The sequence below is a fragment of the Mycobacterium sp. genome (assembly GCF_046330795.1).
GTDB lineage: Bacteria > Actinomycetota > Actinomycetes > Mycobacteriales > Mycobacteriaceae > Mycobacterium.
Genome location: NZ_JAXLSA010000005.1, coordinates 30,005 through 45,316 on the forward strand (window position 1 = coordinate 30,005; position 15,312 = coordinate 45,316).

The following is a 15,312-nucleotide window of genomic DNA, read 5'->3' on the forward strand; positions in this document are numbered from 1 at the left end:
CCTCCTATGAGGTTGTGGCCGAACGGTGTTCGGTGTCGATACTGTCCTGCGATGCGGCCCAGGAGGCCAGTAGTTTGAGCGCATCCGAGGTCGGCGTGCCCGCGGCTGCGGTGTAGATGTTGAGTTGCCAACCGGGATCCGATGGCAGCGGCATGGCCTCGAAGTCGAGATCCAGTTGACCGACCACGGGGTGGCGCAACCGCTTTCGCCCGCTTCGGTGGTAGCGCACGTCCTGCGACGCCCAGCGCTGACGGAACGTTTCGCTCTGGGTGCTCAGTTCGCCGACCAGTTCGATCAGCGCCTTGTCGTGCGGATTGCGGCCAGCCTCGAGTCGCAGCATGGCCGCGGCGTCGTTGGCGATCTGGTCGTAGTCGACGAAGAACTCGCGCGCCTGTTCCGGATACAGGTAGACGAACCGGGTGGTGTTGGCGGGCCGGCGGGGCAGCGCGAGCACCGGCGAGTACAGCGCCCGGGCGAGGTGGTTCATCGCGACGATGTCGTGCCGGCCGTTGCGGATCCAGGCGGGCGCACCGGTGATCGCGTCGAGCACCTGCTGCATGGCGGGACGCACCGTCGCGGGCGCGCTGCGGGTGCGGCGCGGGCTGCCGGTCTGGGACTGCCGCGCGAGGGAGAACAGGTGGTCGCGCTCGGCGTCGTCGAGATGCAGCGCGTCGGCGAGCGCGGCGAGCACGGAATCGGAGGTGCCGGCCAGGTTGCCGCGTTCCATCCGGACGTAGTAGTCGACGGATACCCCGGCCAGCAGCGCCACCTCCTCCCGCCGGAGCCCCGCTACCCGGCGGTTGCCGCCGTAGACCTGCAACCCGGCCTGCGCGGGGGTGATCCGGGCGCGGCGGGTCCGCAAGAATTCGCGGACCTCGTTGCGACGGTCGGGGGTGCTCATGGGATCAGGCTAATTCTCATTAGAGACCGACCATCGCCATTCCCGCCGGGTTGTAGCGGTCTCCTTGCACACCGACGCGTGCGGCCAGGGCGTCCAGCGCCGCCACCTCATCGGCGGATAACGCCACGGCGGTGGCGCCGACGTTCTCGTCGATCCGGTCCCGACGGCGGGTTCCCGGGATCGGCACGATCCAGGGTTGTTGGGCCAGCAGCCAGGCCAGTGCGATCTGACCGGGCGTCGCGTTCCGTTCGGTGGCCAGTGCGCGGATCCGGTCCAGCAGCGCCGCATTGGCGTCGATGTTGCCGGCCTCGAATCGCGGAATGGTGTTCCGGACGTCTCCGTCGGCGAATTCCGTTGACGGCGAGACGGTTCCGGTGAGAAAGCCCTTGCCCAACGGGCTGAACGGAACAAACCCGATGCCGAGTTCCGCGCACGTCGGGAGAACTTCGGGCTCGGGGTCGCGGGTCCAAAGCGAGTACTCGCTCTGCACCGCGGTGACCGGTTGGACGGCATGCGCGCGGCGGATGGTGGCGGCGCCGGCCTCGGACAGCCCGAAGTGACGGACCTTCCCGGCGGAGATCAGTTCACCGACCGCTCCGGCGACGTCCTCGATCGGCACGTTCGGGTCCACGCGGTGCTGGTAGAACAGGTCGATCGCGTCGATTCCCAAGCGGCGCAACGACGCATCGGCGACGCGGCGGATCTGCTCGGGCCGCGAATCGGTGCCGGACATCTTCCCGTCGACGATGTGCCAGCCGAACTTGGTGGCCACGACCACCTCCTCGCGCAACGGCGCGAGCGCCTCGCCGACGAGTTCCTCGTTGACGTAGGGGCCGTACACCTCCGCGGTGTCGATGAACGTCACGCCGGCTTCCTGGACGGCGTAGCGCAGGACGGCAAGCATGTCGTCGCGGTCGCCGGGGTTGGGGCCGTAGCCCATGGACATCCCCATGGCGCCCAGGCCGATTGCCGATACTCGTAGTCCCTGTCCGAGGGTCCTTGTGTGCATTGATCTCTCCTCAGTTCTCCGGGTAGCCGTATTCGTCGTCGGTGACGTGTTCGCCCCACGTGGTCTCCGCTCGGCCTGAGTCCGGGTCGGGCGCCTCCCACATCGCGAGGTGCGTCATGAAGTGATCGGGCGCCGCGCCGTGCCAATGCCATTCGTCCGGCGGCGTGTACACGGTGTCGCCGGGCCGCATGACGAGGACGTTCCCGCCGCGGGACTGGACCAGGCCGATACCGTCGGTCACGTGCAGGGTCTGACCGCAGGCGTGGGTGTGCCAGGCGGTGCGGGCGCACGGTGCGAAGCGCACCGTGTTGACCCGTAGTCGGGATGGCTCCTCACCCTTGGCGATGACGTCGAAATAAACCTCGCCGGTGAAGAAATCGGCCGGCCCCTTGGTGGAGTTGCTGTTCGGGATGCGGTGCATGGCTCCCAGTCAAGCGCGGCGACGGCGAACCAGCCAGTGGCTGCCGTGCCGGGTAACGCCAATACCCCTTTCGGGGGTCAGTCGAACGTGTCCCCGTCGACGTACACCCACCTGCCGTCGACCCGGCCGAACCGGCTGCGCTCGTGCAGCACGCCATGCCGGCCGTCGCGGAGATAGGTGGCCCGGAACTCGACGACACCCTCGTCGTCCCCGGCGCCGCCGGCCTCGGTGTCGACGATCTGCAGGCGGCGCCACACCGTGTCGTGGTCGACCTCGACCCGGCGGGGCGCAGTTCCCGGATCCCAGCTGGTCAGCAGGTAGTCGGCGTTGCCCACCGCGTAGGCACTGAATCGGGAGCGCATGAGTGCTTCGGCCGTCGTGGCAGGCGCACCGTGGTGCAGGGGCTCGCAGCAGTCGCCGTAGGCCGCACCGGATCCACACGGACAGGGTTGTGCCATGCGTCGATTGTTACCAGATCAGCGGCGAGCGTCCGCCCTTGTACGCGACACGCCGCGCGGAGCTGTACAAACACGGCCGCTCGGCAGGATTGGTGGCGGGGTTAGAGCTGGTCCCGTAGTTCGCGCTTGAGCACCTTGCCGTAGCTGCTCTTGGGCAGCTCGTCGATGAAGATGTACCGCTTGGGCCGCTTGAACCGGGCAATGCGCTCGAGCAGGTGGACGTCCAATTCGTCCGAACCCGCGCTGCCTACTACGAACGCGACGACGACCTCGCCCCAGTCCGGGTCGGGCGCCCCGACCACACACGCCTCCTCGACCCGCGGGTGGGTCAGCAACACCTCTTCGACCTCCCGCGGATAGATGTTGCTCCCACCGCTGATGACCACGTCCTTCGACCGGTCGCGCAGCGTCAGGCAACCGCGGTCGTCGAAGGAACCCAGATCCCCGGTGTGCAGCCAGCCGTCGACCAGCGTGGCTGCGGTGGCGTCGGGGTTGTTCCAGTAGCCGGACATGACCACGTCCCCGCGACAGACGATCTCGCCGACCTCGCCGACAGCGGCGAGGCTGCCGTCCGCGTCCAGCACGGCGACCTCTACCCCCGAGCGGGGGTAGCCCACCGAGCCCAGGACGTCATCGTCGGCCCCGATGTGATCCGCCCTGCGCAGTCCGGTGATGGTCATCGGCGCCTCGCCCTGGCCGTAGAGCTGGACGAAGATCGGCCCGAACGCGGCCATCGCCGACTTGAGACTCTCGACGTACATCGGCCCGCCGCCGTAGATCACCGTGCGCAGATTGCCCGGACACGGCCGGCCGGTCTGCACCAGCCGCTGGACCATGGTGGGTGCCAGGAAAGCCGCGGCGCCGGGGTGGTGTCCGCAGAGGTCGAGGAACTCCTGCGCGTCGAAGGCGCCCGAGGCGGGGATCACCTGACGCGCCCCGCGCAGCACGTACGGCATCACGTACATCCCGGACCCGTGCGACATCGGAGCACCGTGCACCAGGCTGCAGTCGGCGTCCGGGTCATCGAAGTCGGCGAGGTGCGACACGGTCATCGCCATCAGGTTGCGGTGCGAGAGCATCGCGCCCTTGGAGCGGCCGGTGGTACCGCTGGTGTAGAACAACCAGGCCAATGCGTCCGGATCGACGTCGGCGGGCCGCCATGGCTCCGAATCCAGCAGCGCGGCATAGGAATCCGAGCCGAGCACCGTGAGGGGCAGGTCGGTGACCGGTTCCAGGGCCGTCCCGATCTTCGCCGAGGCGAACACGATCTCGGCCCCGGAATCGGCCAGGATGTCGGCCATCTCACGTGGATGCAGCTTGTAGTTCAGCGGGACGAACACGCACTCCGCCGCCCAGATGCCGAACATCAACTCGACGATCTCCGGACAGTTCTCGGTGGCCACCGCGACCCGGGTCCCCGGTCCGCGGGACGCCCGGATGGCCCCGGCCAGTCCGAGCGCCCGGGCCCGCAGCTCGGCCCACGTCGACACCTGCTCCGTTCCCCGGAATACCGCACCTCGATCCGCGAATCGGGTGGCCGCCTGGTCCAGCAGGCTGAAAAGACTCATCGGGCAACCCATTCCGAGGACAGCGCAAACTCGGATAGGTACTTGGTGGAGCTCCAGCCGCCGTCGACCACGATGGTCTGACCGTTGATGAAGCTGCCACCTTCCGAACACAGGAACGCGATGGTGCTCGCGATATCGTCGACCCGGCCCAGCCGCGTGTGCGGCGTCATCTCGGTCTGCATCTTGCGGAATCCGGGATCCTCGAGCCGGTGTTCGACCATCGGCGTGACGGTGACCCCGGGGGCCACGGCGTTGCACCGGATGCCCTGCGGCCCGTACTGGGCGGCGATGTGGGTGGTCAGCGATGTCAGCCCGCCCTTGGCCGCCGAGTAGGCCCCGCCGCGCAGACCTCCCACGACGGCGAAGGTCGAGGTGACGTTGATGATGGCCGAGCCCGGCTGCATGTGGCCGATCACGTCCCGGGCCAGCCGGAACGGTGCGCGCAGCATGAGACCCAGGAACTGGTCCAGGGTTTCGTCGTCGGTCTCGTGCAGCGGCTTGGGACTTCCGACGCCGGCGTTGTTGATCAGATAGTCGATGCGCCCCCACCGCGACAGTGCCGCCTGCACCACGGTGGCCGGTCCGTCGTCCGCGGTCAGGTCCACGGCGACGGTGGCGATGCGCCCAGAATCCCCGACGGTGGCCTCGAGTTCGGCGAGCCTGGCGGCGTCCCGGCCGGCGCCGAGGACGGCCATGCCCTCACCGGCAAGCTTGACCGCGGTACCCAGGCCGATGCCACTGCTGGCGCCGGTGACGATCGCAACCTTGTGTGCTACTGGCATGCCCGCTCCTCCATCAGCTGTGCGCGGATCCGATGTTTGAGTACCTTGCCGGCGTCGTTCTTGGGCAACGTATCCCAGATCGCCACCTCTTCGGGTGCCTTGAACGTCGCCACCCCGTGGTCGGCCAGCAGCCGGCGCAGATCATCGACGTCCGGCGGCGGGCCATCGCCGGGAACGATGACGGCACAGGCGCGTTCGCCAGTGCGCGGATCGGGCAGCCCGACCACGGCGATGTCGGCGATGTTCGGCTCGGTGATCAGCAGGTCCTCGATCTCCTTGGGCGAGATGTTCTCGCCGTTGCGGATGATCAGATCCTTGGCGCGGCCGGTCACCACCAGATAGTGCTCGTCCACCCATGCGCCCAGATCGCCCGTGCGGAAGTAGCCGTCGGCATCAAAGGCATCGCCGTCGTCCTCCGAGTGCAGATAGCCGACCAGCATCTGTGGACCGCGGGCCCGGATCTCGCCGTCGACGAGCCGGACGTCGGCGATGCCCGGCCGGCCGTCGGTGTCGGCGGCATGGTCGGTGTCGCCCGGTCGGGTGGACCCCACCGTGGTGACCGGCACCTCGGTGGACCCGTAGACCCGGGTCACGATGGCTTTGTCGAAATAGTCAGTGGCACTGCGGATCAGCGACGGCGGTACCGATGCGCCACCGCAGATGAACACCTTCAGATCGGGCAGGTGGGTGCCGGCCCGCTCGGCGGCGGACAGCAGACCCGTCAGGAACGGCGTCGCGCCGGCCATGTGGGTGCAGCGCTGTGCGGTCATCAGCCCCACGGCCGCAGCGGGATCCCACTGCTCCATCAGCACCGCGGTGGTGCCCAGCAGCAGCGGACACTCGAAGGCGTAGATGGAACCGCCGATGTGCGCGATGGGGGAGGGCACCAGGAACCGGTCGGCCGGCTCGATGTGCCAGTTGTCGCGGAGTTGACCGATGAGTGCGTGCAGCGAGTTATGCGTGTGCAGAACACCTTTGGGCCGACCCGTGGTTCCCGAGGTGTACATGATCATCCGGACGTCGGTGGGGTCCAGGGCCGGCAGCGCCACCACCGCGTCCGGGGCGAACAGCGACTCGTACGGGGTGTGACCCGGCCCGCGGACGACGACGACCTCCGGTGGATCGGGGAGGTCGGCGACCACCCGGTCCAGCATGCCGGCGTAGTCGTGGCCACGGAACTCGCTGGGCACGAAGATGATCCGGGAATCGACGTCGTCGAGGATGAAACGGAGCTCGTGGTCGCGCAGGGAGGGCAGGATCGGGTTGACGGCCATCCCCGCCAGGGTGGCGCCGAGGTAGACCACCGCGGCCTCGTGCCAGTTGGGCAGCATGAACGAGACGACGCTGCCGACGGGCATCCGGCCCAGCAGCGTCCGGGCGAGCACGGTGGCCCGCTCCCGCAGGGTCGCGGCATCGAGCTGGATGTCGCCGTCGATGATCAGTACGCGTTCCGGCGCGGCGTCGCGCAGCGCGTCGGCAAGCGTGCTGGGCAGGGGCGCCGTCACCCCTTGATCCGCCGCATCGTCATCGAGTGCCGGTACCGGTTCCCCGGGTGGGTGTTGATGGTGACCTGGGCGATCTCACCGTCGGAGGTCGTGTAGGTCCGGCGGACCTCGAGCGCGGGCGTACCGGGCGCCACGTCCAGCCGGGCGCCCAGGTCGTCGCGCATGGCGACCGCGGTGATCTCCTGGTGCACCTCGACGACGGTGCGGCCGAACATATCCTCGATCAACGGGAAGATGGGGCCGTTGTGCCGCTGCAGAATTCGGCCGACGGACGCGAACGCGCGGTTGATGTAATACTCGGTGAAGCAGATCGGGTGCGGGGCACCGTCCACCTGGCGGAACCCGCCGACCGCCAGCCACTCCTCGCCGATCGGCAGCCCGGTGCGCTGGTGCAGCGCGGCGTCGATGGTGAGCATCTTGTTGGCGTGGATCACGAACTGGGCGCCGGTCGCGAACGCCATCAGGTCGTCGATGGACATCACGTCCTGCGCGTAGGACCCGGGGGTGGTGCGCGGCACCACCAGAGTGCCCGCCCGGGGCCGGGATTCGATCAGATGGTCGTCCCGCAGGCGGCGCAGTGCCTCGCGGACGGTGTAGCGGCTGACCGAGAACCGTTCGCACAGTTCGTGTTCGGTGGGTAGCTGTGACCCGACCGGGTACACGCCGTCGACGATGTCCTGGCGCAGCTCACGCGCGACCTGGAGGTAGCGCGGATCGGCACGGTGCTGTTCCTCGGCCGCGGTCATCGGGCTACGGCTGGGAGTGGACGAGAGCCAGGACGCTGCCGTCGGCGTCGGCGGAGAGATACAAGGTGCCATCAGCCGAAGCGGTGATCCCGGCGAACGGGCCCTGCGGGCCGGAGAACGGCGGCATCCCGAGCAGCGGCCGGGGCACGACCCCGGGTGGGGCGCCCACTGGCAGGTTGCCGGCGATGGTCCGGCGGGCACCGGTGGTCAGGTCGACCTCGACGACGGCCTTGAGCCCGGCGTCGACGACGTAGAGTCGCCCATCGCGGACCAGCAGACCCTGCGGGAGCTCCAACTCACCCACGAGTGTCTCGGACCGGCCGTTGTTCAGGGTGACGACCCGGCCCCGCTCCGACACCAGCACGGACCCGTCGGGGGTCACCGTCACGCCGACCGGCAGGTCGAGTCCGTCGGCGAGGACCTCGGCGCCACCGGGCCGGATGGCCAGCACTCGGCCCGTGCCCTGTTCGACCACGAGGGGTGTGCCGTCGGCGGCCAGATCGACGCCGTAGAGCTGATCGAAGCCCTCGGCGAGCACGTCGTGCTCGCTGGTCCGGATCCGGTACCGGGCCACCGCGCCGTTGGCGGTGGTGACCACGAACTCGCCGGGCCCGGCAGCCACCAGGCCGCGGGTGAAACCCGGATAGCCGGGGGTGAACAGCGTCCCGACAACCTGTTTGGTGCCGTCGGCCTGCAGGCGGTAGAAGAACGTGCCGTCGGCGATGTAGAGCTCGCCGTCGGCGCCGACCGCGAGGTCCAGCGGCCAGTTGAGGCCGCCGGGCAGCGCCGAGCGGGTACCGCCGTCTCCGAGGATCTCGGTGATCGCGCCGGTGAAGCTCGACACGAACAACCTGCCCTCAACGAACGTGCAGTTGTCCAGACCCGGTTCGAGTTGTGCCAGTAGGGTTTTGGTGCCTGTGCGGGGATCGATGCGCAGCACCTGCCCGCTGAACACCTGGGTGGAGACGATGGTGCCGTCGGTGTCGAACTTGACCGAGTCGGGCACCCCGAGTTCGGTCGCAACCACCTCGGGGCCGGCATCCGGGCTGTCGACGTCGATTCGCCAGATCTCGTTGGCGTCCATCACCGGGAAGTACAGCAGGCCGTCGGGCCCGAACTCCATGGCGTTGGGCGACGGCACGTTCTCCAGGATCACCCGGGGTGCCGCGCCATCCAGGGTGAGCTCCAACAGCCTGCCGCCGTGCCGGCACTCGCCGATGAACAGCCGGTCATTGTGGACGGTGATCCCGTTGGCGGACGGCACGTCGTCGCGCAACACCCGGGACACACCGTTCTCCAGGGCGCTCACCCGCCCATTCATCACCTCGGTGGCGATCAGTGTGCTGCCGAGGAAGGCGACGTCATCGGGAGCGACGATGTCGCTGCCCTTGGGGCTGATGGTGTCGACCGATCCGGTGGCGATGTCGAGGGCGCTGATCTGGCTGCCGGTGACCTGCGCGATGTAGACACGGCCGTCGGGGCCGGTGCGCAGGCCGTTGGCCCCGAACACGCGACTGGGTGGTGTGCAGCGCTTCAGGGTCCAGTCAGCCGCGGTGCGCGGGGCGTCGGCGGCGACGTAGCGGGACGGCAGGACTGCGGCCTGGGGTGCGGTCACAGGTGGTGACCATAGCAGCCGATTGGTCCAGACAATAGGTCCCGAGGAACTTTGATCCCCGACCTTGACGCCACCTCACGATATGTAGAACGATGTTCTCCATCGTGAATATGGCACTCTATTGTCTGGACAATTAATGGGTGAGGGACTGTTGGACCTCACCGGCCGGATCGTCGTCGTCTCCGGCGCCGGCGGTGGTGGCATCGGCACCACCGTGACCGAGCTGGCGGCCCGGTGCGGCGCGACGGTCCTCGCGGTGAGCCGGTCCCGGGACAACCTCGACCAACACGTGGCACCCCTGGCCGACCAGGGGCTGGCCGTGGTGCCCGTGGTTGCCGATGCGGCCACCGACGTCGGCATCGCCACCGTGCTCGACCGGGCCCGGAGCGCCGACGGGCGCCTCTACGGTCTGGTCAACATCGCCGGTGGCGCGGCGCCGGACACCTGGATGCCGGCCACCCGCGTCACCCGGCAGGCCTGGCGCGACCTGTTCACCCAGAACCTGGAGACCATGTTCTTCATGAGCCAGGCGGTGGCCGAGGAGCTACGGACCCAGGGGCTGCCGGGATCAATCGTGTCGCTGTCATCGATCAGTGGGATGAACACCGCGCCGTATCACGTGGCCTACGGCACCGCCAAGGCCGCCGTCGTCGCCGCCACCCGGACCATGGCGGCCGAACTGGCCGCGCAGGGTATCCGCGTCAACGCCGTCGCGCCCGGTGTCACCGAGACGCCGGCGTCGGGCGCCTATGTCGATGAGGATCCTCAGCGGGATCTGCGCGCCATCGCGATGGGCCGCCGCGGCCGGCCCACCGAACAGGCCGGCGCCATCCTGTTCCTGCTCTCGGACCTGTCGAGCTACGTCACCGGGCAGACCCTGTTGGTCGACGGCGGTCTGAACCTGCGCTGGACGCACCTGGGTCCGGACAACACCTCGCTGTTCCTCAAGGACGACAGCTTCCGCACCGCCATCACCAGTTGGGAGGGCACATGACGGACCTCGAACCCGGCACCGCCGGCATCGAAGAACTGTCGGAGCCGACGACCATCGGCGTCGACGCCTACATCTCGCCCGAGTACGCCCGTGCCGAGCGGGATCGCTTGTGGCGCAAGGTCTGGCAGCAGGTCGGCCGGGTCGAGGAGCTGCCCGAGGTGGGCAGCTACCTCACCTACGACATCCTGGACGACTCGGTCATCATCGTACGAACTGGCCCGAACGAATTCACCGCCCACCACAACGTCTGCATGCACCGCGGCCGTCGCCTGATCGATGTGCCCGACGGCGCCAAGAACGCGCTCGGCCGGGCGCGGAAGTCGTTCGTGTGCGGATTCCACGGCTGGACCTACGGTCTGGACGGCACCTGCACCCACGTCCGGGAGCAGGTCGACTGGAAGGGGGCGCTGACACGGCGCAACACCCACCTCGCCCCGGTTCGGGTGGACACCTGGGGCGGCTGGCTATGGATCAACATGGATCCCGACGCTGAACCGTTGGCGGACTTCCTGTTTCCCGCCGCGAAGATCCTCGACCCGTTCGGTCTGGAGAACATGCGCTGCAAGTGGCGCAAGTGGGTGAATTTCGACTGCAACTGGAAGGTTGCGCTGGAGGCCTTCAACGAGACCTACCACGTGTTCACCACCCATCCCGAGTTCAACCAGTTCGGCGAGTTCAAGGGCTGGGCCAAGGCGCAGGGCCGGCACTCCAACATCGGCTACGACGCACCGGACGACCTGGAGGAGACCAAGTCGAAGATCCGGCTGGGTTCCGGCGATCCGCGGATCTCGACCGCGCAGATGCAGGTCTACACCATGGAGGAGACCAACGCGACCACCACGCAGACGCTCGTGGAGGCGGCCAAACGACTGGTCGACGAACTGCCCGAGGGCACCCCGGCGGACAAGGTGCTCGAGCACTGGCTGTCCTCGGCGCGTGCCGACGACGCGGCGCGAGGTGTCATCTGGCCGGTGATCCCCGCCGACATCCTGGGCCAGAGCGGCACCGCATGGCAGATCTTCCCGAACTTCCAGATCGGCCAGGGCCTGACCAGCGCGCTGTGCTACAGCGCCCGGCCCGATCCGAGCTACAACCCGGACAAGTGCATCTTCGAGGTGTCGGTGTTCGAGCTGTACCCGAAAGGCCAAGAGCCGCAGAATGAATGGGAATACACCCCGGTCGGCGACCCGCGCTGGCGCTCGGTGCTGCCGCAGGACTTCTCGAACATGGCCGCCGTGCAGCGGGGCATGAAGTCGGCCGGCTTCCCCGGCACGCTGCCCAACCCGTACCGCGAACGCAGCACCGTGAACCTGCACCACCAGTTGTCCAAGTACATGGGTATCGGCGAACCCCGCGAGATCTGAAATCACCGAGAAGGAGAGCACATGGAATGCGGCCCCACCGACGTACCGCAGGACGTCGATATCGACGCGATGCGCGCCAAGTACGCGCAGGAACGTCAGAAGCGACTGCGCACCGACGGCGGGGCGCAGTACCTCGAACTCGAAGGCGATCTGGCCGACCTCTACGAGGTGGACCCCTATACCACCGCGGCCGAACGCGATCCGATCGATGAGGACATCGAGGTCGTGGTCCTCGGGGGCGGGTTCGCCGGGCTGCTATCCGGTGCGTACCTGAAAAAGGCTGGGGTACAGGACGTCCGGGTGATCGACATGGCCGGGGATTTCGGTGGGGTGTGGTACTGGAACCGCTTCCCGGGAATTCAGTGCGACAACGACGCCTACTGCTACATCCCGATGCTCGAAGAACTCGAGTTCGTTCCGAGCAAGAAGTTCGCCGACGGTGCCGAGATCTTCGCGCACTGCCAGGCGATGGGAAAACACTTCGGGTTGTACGACGGCGCGATCTTCTCCACCCAGGTCGAGACGATGCGCTGGGACCAGTCGATCAAACGCTGGCGGCTGAGCACCAACCGTGGCGACGATATCCGGGCCCGGTTCGTGGTGATGGCCCAAGGCGCCTACAACAAGCCGAAACTGCCGGGCATCCCTGGGATCAAGGAATACCTGGACGCCGGCGGGCATGCCTTCCACTCCGCGCGCTGGGACTACGAGTACACCGGCGGCGACGCGAACGGTGGTCTGCACAAGCTGGCCGACAAGCGGGTCGCGCTGGTCGGCACCGGCGCGACCGGTGTCCAGCTGGTACCGCACCTGGGCCGGGATGCCCAGCAGCTCTTCGTGTTCCAGCGCACACCGTCCTCGGTGGACATGCGCGCCAACACGCCCACCGATCCGGCCTGGGCGGCGGCGCTGCAGCCCGGTTGGCAGGAAGAACGCAAGCGTAACTTCCACAACTGGTCACCGTTCGTGGGCGTGGTCTTCGGCGAGCCCGATCTGGTGTGCGATTTCTGGACCGAACTCGGCCGCAATGTGAGCGCACGGATCGCGGCCAGCGCCGACCCCGCCGCGCTGGGCGTCGAGGAGATCATGGCGATCAAGGAAGAAGAGGACTACAAGATCATGGAGCGGTTGCGGCGGCGGGTGGCCGATCTGGTCGACGACCCCGACACCGCGGAGGCGCTGAAGCCGTACTACCGATTCATGTGCAAGCGGCCGACATCGAGCGAGACGTACCTGCCCGCGTTCAATCTGCCCAACGTGACGCTGGTCGACGTGTCGGAGACCAAGGGAGTGGAGCGGCTGACGGCGAAGGGCATTGTCGCCAATGGCGTTGAGTACGAGGTCGACTGCGTGGTCTTCGCCAGCGGTTTCGAGATCTCCACCGAGATCAGCCGCCGGTATGCGATCGACGCCATCGAGGGCCGCGACGGGGTGTCGCTCTTCGACCACTGGCACGAGAGCTATCGGACGCTGCACGGGATGACCAGCCGGGGCTTCCCCAACCAGTTCCACACCGGCTTCATCCAGGGTGGCGTGTCGGCCAACACCACCGCGATGTACGAGCAGCAGGCACAGCACATCGCCTACATCATCGCCGAGGCGCAGAAGCGCGGCGCGACCGTCGTCGAGGCCAGCCAGGAGGGCCAGGACGGCTGGGTCGATACCGTCCACGAACTCGCATTCGACAACTCGGCGTTCGAGATGACCTGCACCCCGGGCTATTACAACAATGAGGGCCGCGGCGCGCGCGTCGACAACGGTGGCTTCCTCGGTGACTTCTACTCACCGGGTTTCTACGCCTTCGACGAACTGATCGCCGAGTGGCGCGACAAGGGCGACCTGGAAGGTCTCGAACTGTCGTGAGTGAGTTGCGGTTCGACGGCCGGGTCGCGGTCGTCACCGGCGCCGGGCGAGGTCTGGGGCGACAGTACGCGCTGCTGCTGGCATCCCGGGGCGCGCACGTCGTGGTGAACGACGTCGGCGGCTCACTCACCGGGGACGGCGCCGACGTGAGTCCGGCGGCCGAGGTGGTCGCCGAGATCAAGGCGGCCGGCGGGAGCGCGGTGGTGTCCACCGACACCGTGGCCACGGTCACCGGTGGCCGGGCGATCATCGCCGCCGCGCTGGACAACTTCGGCCGGCTGGACATCCTGGTGCACAACGCCGGCAACGTCCGGCGGGCACCCCTGGCGCTGATGTCCCACACCGACTTCGACGCTGTGCTCGACGTGCACCTGCGGGGCGCGTTCCACGTGGTGCGCGAGGCGTTTCCGCACATGTGCCGCGCCGACTACGGCCGGATCGTGCTGACGTCGTCGATCGGTGGCCTGTACGGCAACCACGACGTCGCCAACTACGGCGTGGCCAAGGCGGGCGTCATCGGGCTGTCCAATGTCGCGGCCATCGAGGGCGCGGCGCACAACGTCACCAGCAACGTGATCGTCCCCGCCGCCGTCACCCGGATGGCCGAGGGCATCGACACCACGGCCTATCCGCCGATGGGGGCCGACCTGGTCGCACCCGCCGTCGGCTGGCTGGCGCACGAAAGCTGTTCGATCACCGGCGAAATGCTGGTGGCAATCGCCGGCCGGATCGCCCGCGCCTACATCGCCGAGACACCCGGCGTGTATCGGCCGTCCTGGTCCATCGAGGACGTCGCGGCACAGATCGACAACATCCGCGACACCGCCGAATCCGTGGTGTTCCCCGTCGTCCCCGACGGCCATAACGCCCACATCGCGTACAGCTTCGGCATGGCCCGCCCTTTTGACGAGGGAGTGACCATTGGCTGACGGGCCGCTGGCGGGCATCCGCGTCGTCGACGTCACCTCGGTGGTGATGGGGCCGTACTGCACGCAGATCATGGCCGACATGGGCGCCGATGTCGTGAAGATCGAACCTCCAGAAGGTGACATCACCCGAAACGTCGCCGTCGGGCCGACACCGGGGATGAACGGTGTGTTCATGAACGTCAATCGCGGAAAGCGCAGTGTCGTCCTGGATCTCCGGACCGAGTCGGGCAAAGATGCACTGAGCGCGCTCATCTCCACCGCGGATGTCTTCATCCACTCGATGCGGTCGAAGGCGATCGCGAAGCTCGGCTTCGACTACGAGAGCGTTGCCGAACTGAACCCGAAGATCGTCTACACCAACTGCTACGGCTACAGCAGACGCGGCCCGGATGCCGACCGGCCCGCCTACGACGACACCATTCAGGCGGAGTGCGGCCTGCCCGCCGTCCAGAAGCAACTCACCGGGGACGCCACCTACGTGGCAACGATCATGGCGGACAAGGTCACTGGGCTCACCGCGCTGTACGCGACAATGATGGGACTGTTCCACCGGGAGCGCACCGGCGAGGGGCAGGAGGTCGAGGTCAGCATGTTCGAGACGATGGCCTCGTTCATGCTCGTCGAACATGCCAACGGTGCGATGTTCGATCCCCCGCTGGGGCCGGCGGTGTATCCGCGCACGGTGGCGCCCAATCGGCGTCCGTACGAGACGAAGGACGGCCACGTCGCCGCGTTGATCTACAACGACAAGCACTGGGCCGCATTCATCGAGGCCGTCCAGCCGACCTGGAACCGTGATGAATACGCCACCCTGGCGGGGCGGGCCAAGCAGATCGACACCGTCTACGGGTTGGTGGCGCAGACCATGCGCGAGCGAACCACCAAGGAGTGGCTGGACCTGTTCGGCGAGTTGGAGATTCCGGCAACGCCGATCAACTCGCTGGACGCGCTGTTCGACTCACCTCAGTTGAACGCGGCCGGCATGTTCGAGACGGTTCAGACGTCCACCGGACCAGTGCGCTTTCCCGGTGTGCCGACCTGGTTCTCACGCACACCGGGCCGGGTGCGCGGGCCCGCCCCGGAACTGGGTGCCGATACCGAGGATGTACTCGGCGAACTCGGCATCACCCCGCCCGCAACAGAGGGAGCGGTATAGC

Annotated in this window: 14 protein-coding genes; 5 read left to right on the forward strand and 9 right to left on the reverse strand. The window is 67.8% G+C overall.

Features of this window, described 5'->3' with window-relative positions:
* Positions 1-4: 4 nt before the first annotated feature.
* From U0R18_RS17030 to U0R18_RS17070, 9 genes are all read right to left on the reverse strand, one after another.
* Positions 5-901, reverse strand: a complete 897-nt coding sequence (locus U0R18_RS17030) for an MmyB family transcriptional regulator (RefSeq protein ID WP_526370531.1) — start codon at positions 899-901, stop codon at positions 5-7.
* A 19-nt stretch (positions 902-920) separates the two neighbouring features.
* Positions 921-1,910, reverse strand: coding sequence for an aldo/keto reductase (locus U0R18_RS17035; RefSeq protein WP_526370533.1), 990 nt, complete (start codon positions 1,908-1,910; stop codon positions 921-923).
* 10 nt (positions 1,911-1,920) lie between these two features.
* The gene (locus tag U0R18_RS17040) at positions 1,921-2,331 is read right to left on the reverse strand and encodes a (R)-mandelonitrile lyase (protein WP_526370535.1); all 411 of its coding nucleotides are present in this window, start codon (positions 2,329-2,331) and stop codon (positions 1,921-1,923) included.
* Positions 2,332-2,408: 77 nt separating this feature from the next.
* The gene (locus tag U0R18_RS17045) at positions 2,409-2,789 is read right to left on the reverse strand and encodes a YchJ family metal-binding protein (protein WP_526370537.1); all 381 of its coding nucleotides are present in this window, start codon (positions 2,787-2,789) and stop codon (positions 2,409-2,411) included.
* Positions 2,790-2,890: 101 nt separating this feature from the next.
* On the reverse strand, positions 2,891-4,357 hold the full coding sequence (locus tag U0R18_RS17050) for an acyl-CoA synthetase (RefSeq protein WP_526370539.1): 1,467 nt from the start codon (positions 4,355-4,357) through the stop codon (positions 2,891-2,893).
* The gene (locus U0R18_RS17055) at positions 4,354-5,139 is read right to left on the reverse strand and encodes an SDR family NAD(P)-dependent oxidoreductase (protein ID WP_526370541.1); all 786 of its coding nucleotides are present in this window, start codon (positions 5,137-5,139) and stop codon (positions 4,354-4,356) included. Before U0R18_RS17055 ends, U0R18_RS17050 begins: the two co-directional genes overlap by 4 nt.
* Positions 5,130-6,644: an AMP-binding protein gene (locus U0R18_RS17060; RefSeq protein ID WP_526370543.1), complete on the reverse strand. Its 1,515-nt coding sequence runs from the start codon at positions 6,642-6,644 to the stop codon at positions 5,130-5,132. The genes U0R18_RS17055 and U0R18_RS17060 overlap by 10 nt, the downstream gene beginning before the upstream one ends.
* The gene (locus tag U0R18_RS17065) at positions 6,641-7,390 is read right to left on the reverse strand and encodes a GntR family transcriptional regulator (RefSeq protein ID WP_526370545.1); all 750 of its coding nucleotides are present in this window, start codon (positions 7,388-7,390) and stop codon (positions 6,641-6,643) included. The genes U0R18_RS17060 and U0R18_RS17065 overlap by 4 nt, the downstream gene beginning before the upstream one ends.
* A 4-nt stretch (positions 7,391-7,394) precedes the next feature.
* Positions 7,395-9,005 carry an SMP-30/gluconolactonase/LRE family protein gene (locus tag U0R18_RS17070; RefSeq protein ID WP_526370547.1) on the reverse strand — a complete coding sequence of 537 codons (1,611 nt, stop codon included), beginning with the start codon at positions 9,003-9,005 and terminating at the stop codon, positions 7,395-7,397.
* A 136-nt stretch (positions 9,006-9,141) separates the two neighbouring features.
* Between U0R18_RS17070 and U0R18_RS17075 the strand changes: the two genes are divergently transcribed.
* Genes U0R18_RS17075 through U0R18_RS17095 form a run of 5 tightly spaced genes read left to right on the forward strand, consistent with a single transcriptional unit; the run spans position 9,142 to position 15,311 of the window.
* A complete protein-coding gene (locus U0R18_RS17075) occupies positions 9,142-9,999 on the forward strand; it encodes an SDR family NAD(P)-dependent oxidoreductase (protein ID WP_526370549.1) in 858 nt (285 codons plus the stop codon).
* Complete coding sequence (locus tag U0R18_RS17080; protein ID WP_526370551.1) at positions 9,996-11,363, forward strand: aromatic ring-hydroxylating oxygenase subunit alpha; 1,368 nt, start codon at positions 9,996-9,998, stop codon at positions 11,361-11,363. Before U0R18_RS17075 ends, U0R18_RS17080 begins: the two co-directional genes overlap by 4 nt.
* A gap of 21 nt (positions 11,364-11,384) precedes the next feature.
* Positions 11,385-13,226, forward strand: coding sequence for a flavin-containing monooxygenase (locus tag U0R18_RS17085; RefSeq protein ID WP_526370553.1), 1,842 nt, complete (start codon positions 11,385-11,387; stop codon positions 13,224-13,226).
* On the forward strand, positions 13,223-14,155 hold the full coding sequence (locus U0R18_RS17090) for an SDR family NAD(P)-dependent oxidoreductase (RefSeq protein ID WP_526370555.1): 933 nt from the start codon (positions 13,223-13,225) through the stop codon (positions 14,153-14,155). The genes U0R18_RS17085 and U0R18_RS17090 overlap by 4 nt, the downstream gene beginning before the upstream one ends.
* Positions 14,148-15,311 (forward strand): CaiB/BaiF CoA transferase family protein, encoded by a 1,164-nt coding sequence (locus tag U0R18_RS17095; protein WP_526370557.1) that lies wholly within the window; start codon positions 14,148-14,150, stop codon positions 15,309-15,311. The genes U0R18_RS17090 and U0R18_RS17095 overlap by 8 nt, the downstream gene beginning before the upstream one ends.
* Position 15,312 lies beyond the last annotated feature (1 nt).